This is a genomic window from Streptomyces sp. NPDC050625, assembly GCF_040654755.1.
Classification (GTDB): Bacteria; Actinomycetota; Actinomycetes; order Streptomycetales; family Streptomycetaceae; genus Streptomyces.
Window position 1 is genome coordinate 176,598 of the sequence record NZ_JBFAIQ010000019.1, and the last position, 17,089, is coordinate 193,686.

Genomic DNA, 17,089 nt, shown 5'->3' on the forward strand with positions numbered 1-17,089 from the left:
CCAATTCCGGCTTAGCGTCCTTTGGGGGACACGGACGGGGTCGATCCGGTCCGTAGGGGGACGCGTGGGGGGACCCGTGGCCAGGAATGCCGTCAGCGTGCCTTTCGAGGCGGACCGTACTGTGCCGGGCCTGATCGTCAAGTTCGGCGACTACCCGCTGCACCACGGTGGCGTCGGCGCGATCCGTAGTCTGGGCCGTCTGGGTGTCCCCATGTACGCGATCACCGAGGACCGCTACACCCCCGCGGCCTCCTCCCGGTATCTCAAACGCGCGTTCGTCTGGCCGACGAGCGGTGCCGAGGAGCCGGAATACCTCGTGGCGGGGCTGCTCCGCATCGGCGCCCGCATCGGCCGCCGCACTGTGCTCGTCCCCACCGACGAAGAGGCCGCCGTCCTGATCGCCGAGCACCAGGACGCGCTCAAGGACACCTTCCTCTTCCCGCCCGTCGACCCCGGACTGCCGCGCCGCCTGGCCAGCAAGCAGGGACTGCACGAACTGTGCATGGAACACGGCATCCCCAGCCCGACGGCGTCCTTCCCGCAGTCGTACGACGAGATCGTGGACTTCGCCGAGAAGGCCCGCTTCCCGGTGGTGGCCAAGAACCGCGAGGCGTTCGTACGGCGCAAACGGCCCGCCGTGAACGGCACCACGCGGATCGCCACCCGCGAGGGACTGCTCACGCTCGCCCGCGACTGGGGCGAGCACCCCGGAGTGATCCTCCAGGAGTACCTGCCGAGGGAGGAGGCCGAGGACTGGATCGTGCACGCCTGCTTCGACGCCGACTCGGCCCCGCTCGCAATGTTCACCGGCGTCAAGGTCCGCTCGTGGCCGCCGCACGCGGGCATGACGGCGAACGCCTATGTCGTCGACAACCCGGAACTCGCGGACCTCGCCACACGTTTCATCAAGCAGATCGGCTTCAGCGGCATCATCGACCTCGACCTGCGCTTCGACCGCCGCGACGGACAGTACAAACTCCTCGACTTCAACCCGCGCATGGGCGCCCAGTTCCGCCTCTTCGAGAACGAGTCGGGGGTGGACGTCGTACGCGCCATGCATCTGAATCTGACCGGGCGCACCGTTCCGGAGGGGGAACAGCGCGCCGGCCACCGGTACATCGTGGAGAACATCGACCTCCCCGCCCTCCTCGCCTACCGCCGCAGCGGCTATACGACGCCGCACGCGCCGGCGCGGCCGAGCGGGACGGAGCTGGCCTGGCTCGCGGGTGACGATCCGCTGCCCTTCTTCACGATGCTCGCCCGCTTCGTGCGACCGGGCGCGAAGCATCTTTACCAGCTGTGGCGCACCAACCGCCGTGGCAGTACGACCGGTTCGGGCAGCTAGACGTTCCTCGTCCCGACCGTCCGTACCGGACCACGAAGTGACGAAATGACGTCCTGGGGAGGGACTTCGTGATTCAACCGGTAGCAGTCCTCGGTGCCGGACCATTCGGCCTGTCCACCGCCGCCCATCTGCGAGCGCGTGGCATCCCCGTGCGCGTCTTCGGCGATCCCATGGTGAGCTGGCGCGACCACATGCCCGCCGGAATGATCCTCAAGTCGACCCCGGCGGCCTCCAGCATCGACTGCCCCCAGCGGGGCCACACCCTCGCCGACTACTGCGACGCGGCGGGCATCCGCCGGCTGGTGACCGACGAGGACCTCATCCCGGTAGAGACCTTCATCTCCTACGGCGAGTGGTTCCAGCGGAATCTCCTGCCCGAACTGGAGCGGGTACGGGTGGTCTCCGTGGACCAGGGCACGGGCGGCGGCTTCGAGCTCAAGCTGGACTCGGGGGAGTTGTTCACGGCCCGCGCGGTCGTGGTCGCGACCGGGCTGTCCGGCCTGGCCCACCTCCCGGCGGAGCTGGCGAATGCCGCGGCGGACGGACCCACGCCCACGGGCCCGGTGTCCCACAGCTCACAGCACCACGACCTCAGCACCTTCAAGGGCAAGGAGCTGATCGTCATCGGCGCCGGCCAGTCCGCGCTGGAGACGGCCGCCCTGGCGGCGGAGGCGGGCGCACAGGTGCGCGTGGTCGCGCGCGGCCGCGGCAAGGTCGCCTTCGGAGCCCCGCCCTGGAAGCAGCCGAAGCTGCGCCCGGAGTCCCCCTTCGGCCGGGCCTGGTCCCTGTGGGCCCTCAGTTACTACCCCCACCCCTACCGCTACCTCCCGGCCCAGGCCCGCCACTATCTGGTCCGCCGGGTCCTCGGCCCGCTCGGCGCGTGGTGGCTGCGCGACCGCTTCGAGGGCAAGGTGCAGGTCCAGGAGGTCGAGCGGCTGGTCGGCGCGGACGTCTCCGACGGCAGCCCGCTCCTCACGGTCCGCACCCTCGCCGGCGCCACCCAGGGGCTCACCGCCGACCATGTCGTCGCGGCCACCGGCTACCGCGTGAACGTCGCGGCCATGGACTTCCTGGGCCATGAGCTGCGCACCCGGCTCGCGGTCAGCCGCGGCACCCCGAAGCTCGGCACCGGCTTTGTCTCCTCGGTCCCCGGCCTCTACTTCACCGGCCTCCCGGCCGCCGGCTCCTTCGGCCCGGTGATGCGCTTCGTCTGCGGCACCGAGTTCGCCTCCCCGCGGCTGGCCAAGCACCTGGCGACGGTGCACGGCTGAACGCAGGGGCGGAGAGCAGGAGTTGAGGGCAGGAGTCCCGGCAGGGCGGGCGGCCTGGGGTGGCGCTCGTCGTAGTCGATGCGCCGGATGCGGAAGAAGAGGGCGTAGATCTCGGGCCTCAACTCCAGCTCCCTCGGCGCGGTGACAGCAACCTGACGCGTACCACTGACGACGGACGGTGGCAGCGGCGTCTTTGCGCGGACCCCTTGGGGTCGAGAACAACGGCTGGGACGGGGGTGAGTCGCAGCGGCATGTTGTCCGTATTCTCTGATCATGGCCGCTCCCCCCGCTTATTCACTCGTCGCCACCGACCTGGACGGAACGCTGCTCCGCGGCGACGACACCCTCTCCGACCGCTCCCGCGCGGCCCTCGCGCGGACGGTGGAGGCCGGTGCGCAGCATCTCGTGGTGACGGGGCGCCCGGCGCCGAGAGTGCGGCCGCTGCTCGACGAACTCGGCAGCAGGGGACTCGCGGTGTGCGGACAGGGCGCGCAGTTGTACGACGCCGGCGCGGACCGACTGCTGTGGTCGGTCACCCTGGACCGGGAGTTGGCCGAGACCGCGCTCGGCAAGATCGAGGCCGAGGTGGGTCAGGTGTACGCGGCCGTCGACCAGGACGGGGTGGACGGGCTCACGCTCATCGAGCCGGGGTATCTGATGCCGCACCCGACCCTGCCCGCCGTACGGGTCCCGCGGCGCGACGATCTGTGGTGCGAACCCATCAGCAAGGTCCTGTTGCGCCATCACGCCCTGTCCGACGACGAGTTGGCGGCGACCGCCCGGGACGTCGTGGGTTCTCTGGCGACGGTCACCATGTCCGGGCCGGGGACCGTCGAACTCCAGCCGTGCGGTATCACGAAGGCGACCGGTCTGGCGCTGGCCGCCGAACACCTGGGGCTGAGTGCCCGGCAGGCCATCGCCTTCGGGGACATGCCCAACGACATCCCGATGTTCGACTGGGCCGCCCGCGGTGTGGCGATGGCCAACGCCCACCCCGAACTCAAGGCGGTGGCCGACGAGATCACCTTGTCGAACGAGGACGACGGCATCGCCGTCGTCCTCGAAAGACTCTTTGCCTAGCTCTCCCGTCGCGGGGGGAGATCCGTCAGCACGCGCCCCGTGGCGTCCGTCAGTACGCGCCGTTGACGTTGTCCATCGAGCCGTACCGCGCGGCCGCGTAGTTGCAGGCGGCGGTGATGTTCGCGACCGGGTCGTAGATGTCGAACGACGTTCCGACCACGTGGTACGCGTTGAACGTCGGGTCGATGACCTGGAGCAGACCCTTGGACGGGATGCCCTTGGCCGCGTTGGAGTCCCACAGGTTGATGGCCCGCGGGTTGCCCGACGACTCACGCATGATGTTGCGGTAGATGCCGTTGTACGTGCCCGGAATGTGCCTTTCCTTCATGATGGCGAGGGACTCGCGGATCCAGCCGTCGAGGTTGTTCGGGTAGCCGGCCAGGGTCGTTTCGGCCGCGGCGGGCGTGGTGGCGGGGGCGGCCGAGGCCGTGGTCGCGCCGATGAGCGGGAGGGCGAGCACCGCGGCGCCGGTGCCGGCGACGGCGAGCTTGCGAACGAGGCGGGTGGTGCGGCGGGACTGAGCGGCAGCGGCCATGGGGGATTTCCTCTCCGTCGCCTGCGAGGTGAGCTGTCGGGTTCGGGCGGGGAGGTGCCCGGCCGTGCCGCCCTGAGGCTGCGCGACTTCACCCCGAGCCGTTCCGTGCGACATGGGTCGTCCGGTCCGGCGGCCTACCTGGGTCCCCCGCTCCTGCCTACGCGAATGAGTACGTCGATGGGTTACGTCCGGCGGCGGCAGGATTCGGCGTCCGCCTGACTGGCCCGGAAGCTATGCGAGAGCACATGTCGGGAACAAGTACCTGATTCACAGAACGCACCAATTGACCTTGGGTTGAGGCGTATGGGGCACTTGATCCTTTGCGGTTGCACAGCCTCAACTGGCCGATGGGAAAAGGGCAAACGGGTGTTTGGCCGGATGTGGGGCGACATAGGGCGGCGTGACCCAACTCACGGAATAACATTCACGGCAAATCAGACATGCAGGTCACAGGGGGTTCGCGGGCGTCCGTGGGACGCGCCTCTCCCGCGTCCGGTGGACCACCGTCTCGCCGCCCTCCGTGCGGACGACTTCGTCGCGGACGGGGAGGTGTTCCGCGTCACAGGTGATGCCCGAGTGCCCGCTCCGGCACCTCGAAGGTGATCGTCGGGCCGGGCGGCCGGCGCGCGAAGGCGAGTGACGTGGTCCCCCGGGCGTGCGTGCCGGCCGTCGGTCGCCTCCGTCCCCGCCTACCCGTCCGCACCCGCGGACTTCCACCCGGACGGAGGCGTAGCCGTGGCCCGTTTGCCAGGGTTCGTCCGTCAGGGGTCGCCATATGCGCGCGTACAGCCGAGTCCCGGTGGACCGGGTGTATGAGGGTATATAGGGACAAGCAGTGTCACATCATGGTGAGTCGATAAAAATCAATCCTTATCCACTGATCAAGAACATACCGGTCGTGCTCCGATACCGCCTGGGCTGTAACGGTGGGCGCTATCGGTGATCGAAACCTGACCGGATACGCTGACTTGAGTGATGGCAGCGACCTATCGACAAACCGTGTAATCGCCAGCAGACACCAGCAGACAGGAGACCCCACGTGACCGTCGTCGGGCCGTTCGGGCTGAGCGTGCGGGACCAGGCTCTGGAAGCCGATGTCCAGGCCGGATTGGCGGCTGTCGAGGAAGGCTTGCTCGAAGCCACCAAGAGCGAGGTCCCGTTCATCACGGAGGCCGCCCAGCACCTGGTGAGGGCGGGCGGGAAGCGGTTCCGGCCGCTGCTCGTGATGCTCGCGGCCCAGTTCGGCGACCCGTACGCGCCGGGTGTCGTGCCCTCGGCCGTCGTCGTCGAGCTGACTCACCTCGCGACGCTGTACCACGACGACGTGATGGACGAGGCCGCGGTCCGCCGCGGTGTCGAGAGCGCGAACACCCGCTGGGGCAACTCGGTCGCCGTCCTCACGGGTGACTTCCTGTTCGCCCGTGCCTCGCAGATCCTCGCCGACCTCGGTCCCGAGGCGGTGCGGGTCCAGGCCCTCGCGTTCGAGCGGCTGGTCACTGGGCAGATCCTGGAGACCGCGGGGCCCTCGGACGGCCGGGACCCGGTCGAGCACTACCTGGACGTGCTGGGCGGCAAGACGGGCTCGCTTGTGGCGGTGTCCTGCCGGTTCGGGGCGATGATGTCGGGGGCCGACGAGACGGTCGTCGACGTGCTCACCCAGTACGGCGAGCGGCTCGGTGTCGCCTTCCAGCTGGCGGACGACGTGCTCGACATCGCGTCCGACTCGCGCGAGTCCGGCAAGACGCCGGGCACCGATCTGCGTGAGGGCATCCCGACCCTTCCGGTGCTGCGGCTGCGGGAGCGGGCGCAGCGGCTGGGGCTGGCCGAGGACATCGCGCTGTGCGAGCTCCTCGACTCCGACCTGACCGACGACGCGCGCCACGCCGAGGCGCTGGCCGCCCTCCGTGACCATCCGGCGCTGGAGCAGGCCCGGCGCGACACCGTGCGCTATGCGGAGGACGCGCGGGCGGCGCTGGCCCCGCTGCCGGAGTGCGACGCCAAGGCCGCCCTGCTCGAACTGTGCGACGCGGTGGTGCATCGGGCCGGGTAGTTCCCGCCGAACGGTGTGACGGACGTCCCGAACAGTGTGACGCACCTCGCATTTGTGGACTGAGTCTAATCTGAGATCCCTTCCGTACCCATGCCCAGAAGCTGACGCAGGGGGCGTCAGCCGCATACGGGGAGAAAACCGAATCATGGGTATGAACGGAACGTTCATCGCGCGCCGCAAGGGCCTCGTCGCCACCGCCGTCGCGATCGCCGCGTCCGCCGGTGTCGCCGCCGCGGCGATCCCGGCCGCCGCCACCGAGAGTCACACCGGCAAGGAAACGACCATCCTCGTCGCAAGCCTCCGGGGCGCCAACGAGGTGCCGGTCCAGGGCGGCCCCGCCGTGGGGGACAAGGACGGCGCGGCGCTGGAGTTCATCGAGGTCAAGGGGGACAAGGTGTCCGTCGCCGTGGCCTGGCGCGGCACCGGCAGGCCCACCGATCTGCACATCCACGAGGGCGCCAAGGGCACCAACGGCGGCGTCAAGATCAACTTCGGGAAGCTGCTCGGCAAGGCTCCCCAGGGGCGGCACAGCCTCACCGGCACCGTCAAGGTGAACGACCCCGCCCTGCTCAAGCGGCTCACCGAGGACCCCGGTTCCTTCTACGCCAATCTCCACACCGCGACGTTCCCGGGTGGAGCCGTCCGCGGACAGCTCCACAAGGTCACCACCGCCACCGACTTCCGGCACGTTCTCGGCAGCTTCCAGGCCTCCGTCGTCAAGGGGAAGCAGATCTACGAGTGCAAGGCGGCCGAGGGCGGTGGATACGCCTTCGGGCAGCGTGACGTCAGCGCCCGGCTCGGCGGCCACATCCGGCACTCCTTCGTGAAGCCCAACTCCGGCGCACCGCAGTGGACCGCGCCGGACGGGAGCGCCGTCACGGGCGCCCTGATCGCCAAGACGCCCAACGGCGACGGCAACATCCCCGAGTTGGACCTCAGGGCCACGCAGTCGGGCAAGTACCACGGGCTGCTCGCCGGCACCGGTGAGATCCTGCGGCTGAACACCGTCGGCGGGCTCGCCCCGGCCGGCTCCTGCACACCGGGCGAGATCGTCGGCGTGCCCTACCAGGCGGACTACGTGTTCGTGCGCACGCACTGAGCCGACAGCGGCGTCTCCCACGCGACCGACCCCTACGGGTCGGGGGAGGCGCCGCCTCCGTGTGTCATACCCCAGTCGTACACGGAGTTGAGCCCGCGGGCTGACGCTTCCGCACGGCCGATTTGGTCAACTGGAAACCACGGAAATCACCACTCCTCACCGATTCGGGTGAGAATGGCGGCTCAGGGTGGGACAGAGTGCGAGGACAGCCGCCGCCGACGACGGAGGTAAGGCACACATGGCACCGTACGAATCCGACGGCACCACGGGCGCGACGGAGGTCGACGACCTGCGCTCGGGACGTCGCAAGGCCGCCCGGTACGTCGTACCGGTCGCGGTGGTGGGGGTGGCGGCGGCGACCATCGGGCTGGTCCCGGCGCTCGCCGACTCCGGTGACCCCGATCTGCCGAAGATCACCGCGCAGCAGCTCATCGAGAAGATCGCCAAGTCGGACGTGCAGCAGCTGTCCGGCACGGTGAAGGTCAGCACGGACCTCGGGCTCCCCGACCTCGGCGGCCTGGAGAGCGGGCTGCTCTCCGGCGCGGGCCCGTCGGGTGACGGTTCGTCCGCCGACCCGACGTCCAAGCTGACCGAACTCGTCAGCGGCACGCACACCCTGCGCGTCGCCGCGGACGGCCCGGACCGGCAGAAGCTCTCGCTGATCGAGAGCGCCGCCGAGTACAGCCTCATCCACAACGGCAAGGACGTGTGGGGCTACGACAGCAAGTCCAACGAGGTGTACCACGGCAAGGCCGACGAGCAGGGCAAGGACAAGGGGAGCGAACCGCCCGCCACGCCCAAGGACTTCGCCGACGAGGCCCTCAAGTCGGTGGACGACACCACGTCGGTGACCGTCGACGGCACCGTGCAGGTGGCCGGCCGGGACGCCTACAAGCTGCTCGTCAAGCCCAAGCAGTCCGGCACCACCGTCGGCGCGATCAGCATCGCCGTCGACGCGAAGACCGGGCTTCCGCTGAAGTTCACCCTCACCCCGAACAGCGGCGGCGCGGCCGTGGTCGACGCGGGCTTCACCCAGGTCAGCTTCGCCAAGCCGGCCGCCTCGACCTTCGACTTCACCCCGCCCAAGGGTGCGAAGGTCACCGAGGAGGACCAGGCGTCGAAGGCGCCCGGGAAGGGTTCCCTGAAGCCGGGCGACGACTTCACCAAGGGAGCCGAGGGCTTCAAGGGCGCCGAGGGTCTCAAGGGCGCCAAGGGCTTCAAGGGTGACGAGGGCTTCGACGTCCTCGGCAAGGGCTGGAACTCCATCGCCACCTTCGACACCGGCAGCAAGGGCGGCCTGCCGTCCGGCTCCGCCGCCGGCGGCGGCGACCTGGGCGGCTTCCTCGGCTCGCTGGGCGACCAGGTGCACGGCAAGTTCGGCAAGGGCACGGTCTTCTCCACCCGCCTGATCAACGCCCTGATCACGGACGACGGCAAGGTCTACGTCGGTGCCGTGACCAAGGACGCCCTGGTCCAGGCGGCGAACGCGGCGAAGTAGGTACCCTGCGGCACGACGAATCGAGGGAGCCGATGGACGAACCGTCCGCCACGGAGCGGGAGACCGAGGCGGGGGACGCGGAACCGCGCGTCATCGAAACCCGCGGCCTCACCAAGCGCTACCGCGGCGGACAGCTCGCCGTGGACGGTCTCGACCTGACCGTCCCGGCGGGCAGCGTCTTCGGCTTCCTCGGTCCGAACGGCTCCGGCAAGACCACCACCATCCGCATGCTGATGGGGCTCATCGAGCCCACCTCCGGCACGGCGCGGGTACTCGGGCGTCCCATGCCCCGGTCCACACGCGCCGTGCTGCCGCACGTCGGCGCGCTCATCGAGGGGCCCGCCCTGTACGGCTTCCTCTCCGGCCGCGACAACCTCCTGCGGTACGACGCCGCCGACCCGACCGCCGACCCGCGCACCCGGCGCACCCGCGTCGCGGCGGCACTGGACCGGGTGGGCCTGACGGCCGCCGCCGGCAAGAAGGCGAAGGCGTACTCCCTGGGCATGAAGCAGCGCCTGGGACTCGCGGCCGCGCTGCTCCAGCCCCGCAGACTCCTCGTCCTCGACGAGCCGACCAATGGGCTCGACCCTCAGGGCATGCGCGAAATCCGGTCCCTGGTGAGGGAACTGGCCTCCGACGGCACCACCGTCTTCCTCTCCTCCCACCTCCTCGACGAGATCGAGCAGGTGTGCACGCACGCGGCGGTCATGGCGCAGGGCAGGCTCATCACCCAGGGCGCGGTGGCGGACCTGGCGGCCGGCGCGCGAGGCCGGCTGGTGGTCACCACGCCGGACACCGAGGACGCGGCGCGGGTGCTGAAGGAACGGGGGGTCGCCGATGTCGTCATGGCCGAGGACCGGGTGACCGGAGAGCCGCCGACCGGTGAACTCGCCGACCTGACCGCCGCGTTGGTGGCGGCCGGGGTGCGCGTGCGCGGCTTCGCGGTCGAACGGGCCTCGCTGGAGGACGCCTTCGTGGCACTGACCGGAGAGGGCTTCGATGTCGCAGGCTGAACTCGTGCCGGCGCAGGTGGAGAAGACCGCCGTACGCGCCCCGAATCCGCTGTGGACGTTCGGTCTGCTGCGCAGTGAGCTGCTCACCACCCTCCGCCGCTGGCGCACGCTCGCCCTGCTGGGGGTGCTTGCGGGAGTGCCGATCCTGGTCGGGATCGCGGTGAAGATCGAGACGCGGGGCGGTGCGCAGGCCGGCCGCGGCGGCGGCGAAGGGCCCGCCTTCATCGCGCAGATCACCAACAACGGCCTGTTCCTCGTGTTCACCGCGCTGGCGGCGACACTCCCGTTCTTCCTCCCGATGGCGATCGGCGTCGTCGCGGGCGACGCGATCGCGGGCGAGGCCAACGCGGGCACCCTGCGCTACCTCCTGGTCGCCCCCGCGGGCCGCACCCGCCTCCTGCTCACCAAGTACGCGACCACCATGGCCTTCTGCCTGCTGGCCACCCTGGTGGTCGCGGTCTCCGCGCTGGCGGTGGGCGCGCTGCTCTTCCCGCTCGGCGACCTGACGACCATCTCCGGCACCCGGATCGGCTTCGGCGAAGGCCTCGGCCGGGCCCTGCTGATCGCCCTGGTCGTCGCCGCGTCACTGACCGGGATCGCGGCCCTCGGCCTGTTCATCTCGACGCTGACCAACAGCGGGATCGCGGCGATGGCGACCACGGTGGGCCTGCTGATCACCGTCCAGATCCTCGACCAGATACCCCAACTGCACGCGCTCCAGCCGTACTTCTTCTCCCACTACTGGCTGTCCTTCGCCGACCTGATGCGCGACCCCGTCTACTGGGACGACCTGGTCAAGAACCTGGGTCTGCAGGCCCTGTACGCCGCGGTGTTCGGCTCGGCGGCCTGGGCGCGGTTCACGACGAAGGACATCAGCGCCTAGCGGTACCGGCACCGGTGCCGCACAGGGCTCAGGCGGCCGCCGTCTCGTAGGGGAACCGCGCGAGCGGCGCCTCCCGCGCGAAGAACGTCTTCGCGCGCCTCAGCGCCTCCGTGTCCCGCAGTACGTCCCCGGGCGCGCTGCCGTTGCCCAGCAGCACCCCGCCGAAACGCATCCTCAGATACGCGGCCGAGTTGCTGAGCAGACCGACCAGCGGATCGGCCACCTCCGGCTCCGCGTGCGCGAGCGCGGTGACGCCCCAGAGCGTGCGCCCGGCCAGGGTCGCCTTGAAGTCCACGCCGGGGGTGCGCAGCCAGCCCGACCAGTGGTCCAAGTAGCGCTTGGTCTGGGAGGACACCGAGTACCAGTACAGCGGCGAGACGATCACGATGTCCGTCGCCGCGAGCGTGGCGTCCAGGAACAGGCCGGTGGTGCTGCCGGAGGCGGGCCGCACATGGTCGCTGTCGTGCCGCTGGTCCACGAAGTCGGGCAGCGGGTGTTCGGCGAGGCTGATCCACTGCCGCTCCACCTCGGCGGGCAGCTGCTCGGCGGCCTTGCGGGCCAGCAGCTCGGAGTTCCCGTCGGCGCGGGCGCTGCCCAGCACGAAGAGGAAGCGGCGAGTCATGGTTCCCCCAGGAGGATCGGCGTACGGCGTACGGCGTACGAGCAATACAAGCACATGCATCATATGCATACGCAAGCATTTTGTGAAGGGGGCTCCCGCGCGACTACCGTCCGCCGCCCGCTGCCCCGGTCAACCGCACCAGCGCATCGGTCCCCCGCGGCGCCCCGCCGCTCAGATCGCCCAGGCGCCAGTCGTCCACCCAGGGCACGCGGTACACGTCGACGACCGACTCGATCACCTTGACCTGCCGGTCCAGTTGGCGCGGCAGCCGCCCCGGGGCGTCCGCGACGAGCACCACGGCGTCCAGGTCGAGGCCGGCCGGTGCGGCGCCCTGCCGGAACGTCTCGACGGCTTGCGTGGCACGGGCCAGCCCGGTCGCGTGGGTCCGCGCCACGAGCAGTACCGACGGCGGGGCGTCCGGCCCGGGCCAGTCGCGCCTGCAGTCCCGGCCGCCGTACACCGCCGCGAGAGTGCTGGTACCGGCGCCGCCGTGCGTGCCGACCCAGGAGAAGTGCCGGGCGGCGCGGGGCCCGTGCGCGGGAGTCCCCCACATCCGGTCCGGTTCCGGATGCCGCTCCCGCTCCGGTACGGCGACCGGTCCACGGATCCAGATCTCCGGCCCCTGCTGCCCGCCTGGCTGCATTCTTTCGCTCCTCCTGTTCCGATGGCGTGTCAGCGCCTGGTGCGAGTCTGTGACATCGCGGTGACGTGGGAACCGTAGCGACAGGAGACACTCGACAGTACGCAGGTGTACGACCGGATCGTGACGCCGGGGGAGTGAGGGGACCGATGTCTCGACTCAGCCACGAGAAGAAGCGGGAACAGCAGCCGGCCGCCTTCCCGGCGGAACCGGTGGATGTCCGCGTTTCGGGTACGGGCGGCGCGTCGGTCGCCGGCGTACCGGTCGTGGCGGGGCCCGGCGAGGAGATCCAGCAGGCCGTCCTGAACCACCTCCACGGCCTGGTCCTCGCGGCCGGCCGCCCCATACTCGCCTCGGTCCACGACGCCCGCATCGGTTACGTCGTCCCGCTCCAGGTGGAGGCGGACGGTTCCAGCCGTTTCGCGGGGGAACCGCTGCGGATGGCTCCGCTGCCCGAGCGGGTGGCTCCGCCGGCGGAGCGGGTGGCACCGTTGCCCGAGCGGGTCGCTTCGCTGCCTGACCGGGTGGCTCCGTTGCCTGAGCGGGTCGCTTCGCTGCGTAAGCGGGTCGCTTCGGACAAGCCCACCCATGTGCTGCGGTCGGTCGATGAGCCGGTGCGGGATGCCGTGCCGACGTTTCCGCTGCGGGCGGTGCCAGAGGCGGCGGCGAGCGTGGAGCCCGTGGCCCCCGGGATCGTCCAGATGCCGACCGGAGTGTTCGGCCCGCCGCCCGTCATGAGCACCGAGCCGGGACCGGTCGCCGGACCGGAGCCTGTCGCCGTACCGGAACCGATCGCCCTACCCGAGCCGGACGCAAAGCCGAAGGCGGTCGTCGCATCCCCGGCCACCCGGCCCCCCGCCCCCGATTACGTCACCGAACCCGACCCCGACCCCAAGCCCACCCCCGCCCGCGGCTTCGACGCCGTGGCCGAAGAGGTGCTCGGCGATGGTCCCGTGACCACCACCGAGGAGGGTGCCGCGCTCCTCACCGAGCCGATGACGCGGATCAACGAGGCCGTCAAGGCGGGCCGGATCGATTCCGCTGCCGAGCTGGCGCAGCGCACGGTCGCGGAGGCCTCGGCCCTGCTCGGCCCGGACCACCCCGAGGTGCTCCATCTGCGCGAGCTGACCGCCTACATCGCCTATCTGGCCGGCGACCCGCTCCGCGCCTTCCGGCTCTCGCTCGACCTCGCCCGCCGGCGCCGCCAGGCCGGCGACGCCGAGGGGGCGTACGGCAACGTGCAGAGCGCGGCCGCGGCCTGGCGCGCCGTACGCGACCCCGAGCAGGGCCTGAGCCTGGGCCGGGAACTGCTCGCGCTGTGGACGGAGCTGACCGCCGAGGAGGGCCCGGCCGCCGACGACATCGAGCAGCTGGAGTCCGCGCACAACCGCATGGGCCGCCTCACCGAACGCGCCCGCAGGGCCGCACGCCCCGGCAATGCCTAGGCGACGCAGTACTCGTTCCCCTCCGGGTCCGCCATCACCACCCACTCCCCGGAGGGCTCCCGCACCTCCCGCAGCACGCGCGCCCCCAGCCTCTTCAGCCGCTCGACCTCGTCGGCCCGCCGTCCCTCACCCGGGTGCAGGTCGAGATGGAGCCGGTTCTTGACGGTCTTGGCCTCGGGGACGCGCTGGAACAGCAGCCGCCGCCCCAGCCCGATGCCGCGTTCCTTGTCGTACGGGTCGTCGGGGTGCCGTACGGCGATCAGGTCCCGGAAGGCCGCGCGGCCGTGGAACTCGACCGTGGCCTCACCCGGCAGCGCGCCGAGTTCCAGCAGCCGCTCGACGAGCGCGCTGTTGTCCTCGACCTCGTAGTGCAGCGCGGCGGCCCAGAAGTCGGCCTGCGCATGCGGGTCGGCTGCGTCGACGACGAGCTTCCAGTGCAGCGGGGCGGGTGTGGCGTCCGGAGTCTGTGTCATGCCGCTCACTTATAGCCGACGGGGGTGTCCTCCTCACGGGAAGCGGGGATCCGGCTGTCCCGGAGTTCGGCGAGAGCGCGGGCGCTGCGGCGGGCGGTGCGCAGGGCGTCCCAGGTGAGCAGCGACAGCGCGAGCCAGACCAGCGCGAAGCCGGCCCAGCGCTCGGGCGGCATGGCCTCGTGGAAGTAGAGGATGCCGAGCAGGAACTGGAAGACGGGGGCCAGGTACTGGAGCAGCCCCAGCGTGGACAGCGGGACGCGGATCGCGGCCGCCCCGAAGCAGACGAGCGGGAGGGCGGTGACGATTCCCGTGGAGGCGAGCAGGGTGGAGTGCCCGGTGCCGCCGGTGCTGAAGGTCGAGTCGCCGCGCGCGGTGAGCCACAGCAGATAGCCGAGCGCGGGCAGGAACTGGATCGCGGTCTCGGCGGCCAGCGACTCGATGCCGCCGAGGTTGACCTTCTTCTTCACCAGCCCGTACGTGGCGAAGGAGAACGCGAGACACAGGGAGATCCACGGCGGCTGCCCGTACCCGATGGTCAGGACGAGCACGGCGGCGAACCCGACGCCCACCGCCACCCACTGCACGGGCCGCAGCCGCTCCTTCAGGAGCAGCACGCCCATGGCGATGGTGACCAGGGGATTGATGAAGTACCCGAGCGAGGCCTCCACGACGTGACCGGCGTTCACGGCCCAGATGTACACACCCCAGTTGACCGTGATCACCGCTGCCGCCAACCCGACCAGGGCCAGCCGGCGCGGCTGCCGCAGCAGCTCCCCGGCCCAGGCCCAGCGCCGTACGAAGACGAGCGCGACGGCGACGAACGCGAGGGACCACACCATCCGGTGAGCGAGGATCTCCACCGATCCGGCGGGCTTCAGCAGCGGCCAGAAGAGGGGAACGAGCCCCCACATCCCATAGGCCGCGAAGCCGTTCAGCAGACCTGTCCGCCGCTCGCCCTTAGATATGTCGGCCACGGGCCCCTCCTGCTCACACTCCACGCGTCCTGTCCGCCTGGAGGAAAGGTAACGCCGGGCACCCCCTGCTGTCATGCCCGTATCGCTATACGGTCATTACAGCGGGGGTGCGGGCGCGCCCGGGCCCGGTGGGGGAGTCTCAGCCCTTGAGCGCGGCGGTGATGGCCTCGGAGAACGGGCCGGTCGGGCGGCCGATCAGCCGGGCCAGGTCGCCGGAGGAGATGACCAGCTCGCCCCTCGCGATGGACACGTCCACGCCGGCCAGGATCACGGCGAACGGCTCGGGCACACCGGCGCCGGTGAGGATGCCCTGGAGGACCTCGGCGGGCACGGAGTTGTAGCCGATCTCCTTGCCGGTCTGCCGGCTCAGCTCGGCCGCGTACTCGGCCATGCTCCAGGCCTCGTCGCCGCCCAGCTCGTACGTCCGGTTCTCGTGGCCCTCGCCGGTGAGCACGGCGACGGCGGCGGCCGCGTAGTCGGCGCGCGAGGCGGAGGAGACGCGGCCCTCACCGGCCGCCGCGACGACGGCGTTGTGCTCCAGCACCGGGGCGAGGTTCTCGGTGTAGTTCTCGTGGTACCAGCTGTTGCGCAGCAGCGTGTAGGGCAGGCCCGAGGCGAGCAGCAGCTCTTCGGTGGCCCGGTGGTCGTCGGCGAGCGCGGCCGTCAGGCTGCCGGGGGCGCTGGTGTACGCCAGCAGCGCCACGCCTGCCGCCCTGGCGGCGTCGATGACGACCTGGTGCTGCTGGACACGGCCCTTGTCGAACTCGTTGCCGGAGATCAGCAGCACCTTGTCGCCGGACGCGAAGAGTCCGTCGAAGGTCTCGGGCTCGTTGTAGTTCGCGACGGCGATCTTCACGCCGCGCGCAGCGAAGTCGGCCGCCTTGGCCTCATCGCGCACGACGGCCGTGATCTGCTCGGCCGGGACCTTCTCCAGCAGCTGCTCCACGACGTGGCGGCCGAGGTGTCCGGTGGCTCCGGTGACGACGATGCTCATGGTCTGCAATCTCCTTGTGGGGTGCGGCTGTCACTAACCCTAGGAGGTGCACTAACTGCATGAAAGTACCCACTTTGAAGTAAGTTACTGGCATGAGAGTAAGTACTGAGGGGACATCGGCCGCGGGCGGGCCGTCCAAGTACGTGATCGGCGAGGCGATGTGCCCTCACCGCATGGTCCTGGAGCACGTCACCAGCCGCTGGGGCGTCCTGGTCCTGATCGAGCTCCTCGACCGGCCGTACCGCTTCAGCGAGCTGCGCCGGGCGATCGGCCGGGTCAGCGAGAAGATGCTCACCCAGACCCTCCAGACCCTGGAGCGCGACGGGCTGGTCCATCGTGACGCCAAGCCGGTCATCCCGCCCCGCGTCGACTATTCCCTGACCGACCTGGGCCGCGAGGCCGCGGAACAGGTGCGGGCGCTGGCGCTGTGGACCGAGAGCCGGATGGACGACGTGGAAAAGGCCCGCCGGACATACGACGAGGCCCGGGAAACCCAGTCCCGGGCCTCGTGAACGCGCGTCGGCCGGCTCAGCCGATCACCGTCCAGGTGTCCCCGCCTGCCAGCAGCGTGGCCAGGTCTCCCTTGCCGTTCTGCTCGACCGCCGTGTCCAGCTGGTCGGCCATCTCGGTGTCGTAGACCGGCCGCTCCACCGACCGGAAGACCCCGATGGGGGTGTGACGGAGGGTGTCCGGGTCGGCGAGGCGGGAGAGGGCGAACGCTGTCGTGGGGGATGCCGTGTGGGCGTCGTGGACGAGGATCCGGTCCTCGTTGTCGGGGGTGACGGTGACGATCTCCAGGTCGCCTGTGGTGGTGTTGCGTACGACTGCGCGGGTGTTGTCGGGGCCGAAGCGGATGGGCTGTCCGTGTTCGAGGCGGATGACGGCTTCCTGGGCGGTCTGCTGGTCCTTGAGGGCGTCGAAGGCGCCGTCGTTGAAGATGTTGCAGTTCTGGTAGATCTCGATGAGTGCGGTGCCGGGGTGGGTGGCTGCGGCGCGCAGGACCGAGGTGAGGTGTTTGCGGTCGGAGTCGATGGTGCGGGCGACGAAGGACGCCTCGGCGCCGATGGCCAGGGAGACCGGGTTGAAGGGCGCGTCGAGGGAGCCCATCGGGGTGGATTTGGTGATCTTGCCGACTTCGGAGGTGGGGGAGTACTGGCCCTTGGTGAG

At 70.4% G+C, this 17,089-nt stretch carries 16 protein-coding genes, 1 pseudogene and 1 riboswitch; of the genes and pseudogenes, 10 read left to right on the forward strand and 7 right to left on the reverse strand.

The genetic code is table 11. From position 1 onward, the window contains the following. The first annotated feature begins 97 nt into the window (after window positions 1-97). The 3 genes from AB0I54_RS32800 (at window position 98) to AB0I54_RS32810 (ending at window position 3,696) form a co-directional block, all read left to right on the forward strand. A complete protein-coding gene (locus AB0I54_RS32800) occupies window positions 98-1,345 on the forward strand; it encodes an ATP-grasp domain-containing protein (RefSeq protein ID WP_363299850.1) in 1,248 nt (415 codons plus the stop codon). Between the two features lie 68 nt (window positions 1,346-1,413). Further along, the gene (locus AB0I54_RS32805) at window positions 1,414-2,616 is read left to right on the forward strand and encodes an FAD-dependent oxidoreductase (protein WP_363299851.1); all 1,203 of its coding nucleotides are present in this window, start codon (window positions 1,414-1,416) and stop codon (window positions 2,614-2,616) included. A 273-nt stretch (window positions 2,617-2,889) separates the two neighbouring features. After that, window positions 2,890-3,696 carry an HAD family hydrolase gene (locus AB0I54_RS32810; protein WP_363299852.1) on the forward strand — a complete coding sequence of 269 codons (807 nt, stop codon included), beginning with the start codon at window positions 2,890-2,892 and terminating at the stop codon, window positions 3,694-3,696. Window positions 3,697-3,745: 49 nt separating this feature from the next. Here AB0I54_RS32810 and AB0I54_RS32815 read toward each other — a convergent pair whose 3' ends face one another. Then, the gene (locus AB0I54_RS32815) at window positions 3,746-4,231 is read right to left on the reverse strand and encodes a transglycosylase SLT domain-containing protein (protein WP_363299853.1); all 486 of its coding nucleotides are present in this window, start codon (window positions 4,229-4,231) and stop codon (window positions 3,746-3,748) included. Window positions 4,232-4,236: 5 nt separating this feature from the next. Then, window positions 4,237-4,418: riboswitch (cyclic di-AMP (ydaO/yuaA leader) on the reverse strand. A gap of 852 nt (window positions 4,419-5,270) precedes the next feature. On the opposite strand from AB0I54_RS32815, the gene AB0I54_RS32820 reads away from it, so the two are divergent. The 5 genes from AB0I54_RS32820 (at window position 5,271) to AB0I54_RS32840 (ending at window position 10,774) form a co-directional block, all read left to right on the forward strand. Next, the gene (locus tag AB0I54_RS32820; RefSeq protein WP_363299854.1) at window positions 5,271-6,281 is read left to right on the forward strand and encodes a polyprenyl synthetase family protein; all 1,011 of its coding nucleotides are present in this window, start codon (window positions 5,271-5,273) and stop codon (window positions 6,279-6,281) included. Window positions 6,282-6,426: 145 nt separating this feature from the next. Continuing rightward, the gene (locus AB0I54_RS32825; RefSeq protein ID WP_363299855.1) at window positions 6,427-7,380 is read left to right on the forward strand and encodes a CHRD domain-containing protein; all 954 of its coding nucleotides are present in this window, start codon (window positions 6,427-6,429) and stop codon (window positions 7,378-7,380) included. Between the two features lie 238 nt (window positions 7,381-7,618). After that, window positions 7,619-8,878 (forward strand): DUF2092 domain-containing protein, encoded by a 1,260-nt coding sequence (locus AB0I54_RS32830; RefSeq protein WP_363299856.1) that lies wholly within the window; start codon window positions 7,619-7,621, stop codon window positions 8,876-8,878. A gap of 32 nt (window positions 8,879-8,910) precedes the next feature. Then, a complete protein-coding gene (locus AB0I54_RS32835) occupies window positions 8,911-9,891 on the forward strand; it encodes an ABC transporter ATP-binding protein (protein ID WP_363299857.1) in 981 nt (326 codons plus the stop codon). Then, on the forward strand, window positions 9,878-10,774 hold the full coding sequence (locus AB0I54_RS32840) for an ABC transporter permease (protein WP_363299858.1): 897 nt from the start codon (window positions 9,878-9,880) through the stop codon (window positions 10,772-10,774). Before AB0I54_RS32835 ends, AB0I54_RS32840 begins: the two co-directional genes overlap by 14 nt. A 28-nt stretch (window positions 10,775-10,802) precedes the next feature. On the opposite strand, the gene AB0I54_RS32845 is transcribed toward AB0I54_RS32840, so the two are convergent. Both AB0I54_RS32845 and AB0I54_RS32850 read right to left on the reverse strand, forming a co-directional pair. Next, complete coding sequence (locus tag AB0I54_RS32845) at window positions 10,803-11,396, reverse strand: NAD(P)H-dependent oxidoreductase (RefSeq protein ID WP_363299859.1); 594 nt, start codon at window positions 11,394-11,396, stop codon at window positions 10,803-10,805. Between the two features lie 103 nt (window positions 11,397-11,499). Continuing rightward, a complete protein-coding gene (locus AB0I54_RS32850; protein WP_363299860.1) occupies window positions 11,500-12,039 on the reverse strand; it encodes a DUF6668 family protein in 540 nt (179 codons plus the stop codon). Window positions 12,040-12,185: 146 nt separating this feature from the next. On the opposite strand from AB0I54_RS32850, the gene AB0I54_RS32855 reads away from it, so the two are divergent. Continuing rightward, window positions 12,186-13,481 (forward strand): tetratricopeptide repeat protein, encoded by a 1,296-nt coding sequence (locus AB0I54_RS32855; RefSeq protein WP_363299861.1) that lies wholly within the window; start codon window positions 12,186-12,188, stop codon window positions 13,479-13,481. Here the strand turns inward: AB0I54_RS32855 and AB0I54_RS32860 are convergent. The 3 genes from AB0I54_RS32860 to AB0I54_RS32870 form a co-directional block, all read right to left on the reverse strand. Then, window positions 13,478-13,954 (reverse strand): VOC family protein, encoded by a 477-nt coding sequence (locus AB0I54_RS32860; protein ID WP_363299862.1) that lies wholly within the window; start codon window positions 13,952-13,954, stop codon window positions 13,478-13,480. The genes AB0I54_RS32855 and AB0I54_RS32860 overlap by 4 nt on opposite strands. A gap of 5 nt (window positions 13,955-13,959) precedes the next feature. Next, the gene (gene rarD, locus AB0I54_RS32865; RefSeq protein ID WP_363299863.1) at window positions 13,960-14,928 is read right to left on the reverse strand and encodes an EamA family transporter RarD; all 969 of its coding nucleotides are present in this window, start codon (window positions 14,926-14,928) and stop codon (window positions 13,960-13,962) included. A gap of 139 nt (window positions 14,929-15,067) precedes the next feature. After that, window positions 15,068-15,922 (reverse strand): SDR family oxidoreductase, encoded by an 855-nt coding sequence (locus AB0I54_RS32870; protein ID WP_363299864.1) that lies wholly within the window; start codon window positions 15,920-15,922, stop codon window positions 15,068-15,070. Window positions 15,923-16,014: 92 nt separating this feature from the next. On the opposite strand from AB0I54_RS32870, the gene AB0I54_RS32875 reads away from it, so the two are divergent. Then, window positions 16,015-16,434 carry a helix-turn-helix domain-containing protein gene (locus AB0I54_RS32875; RefSeq protein ID WP_363299865.1) on the forward strand — a complete coding sequence of 140 codons (420 nt, stop codon included), beginning with the start codon at window positions 16,015-16,017 and terminating at the stop codon, window positions 16,432-16,434. A 16-nt stretch (window positions 16,435-16,450) separates the two neighbouring features. Here AB0I54_RS32875 and AB0I54_RS32880 read toward each other — a convergent pair. Then, window positions 16,451-17,089 (reverse strand): annotated as a pseudogene (locus AB0I54_RS32880) (2-oxoacid:ferredoxin oxidoreductase subunit beta); the annotation flags it as partial.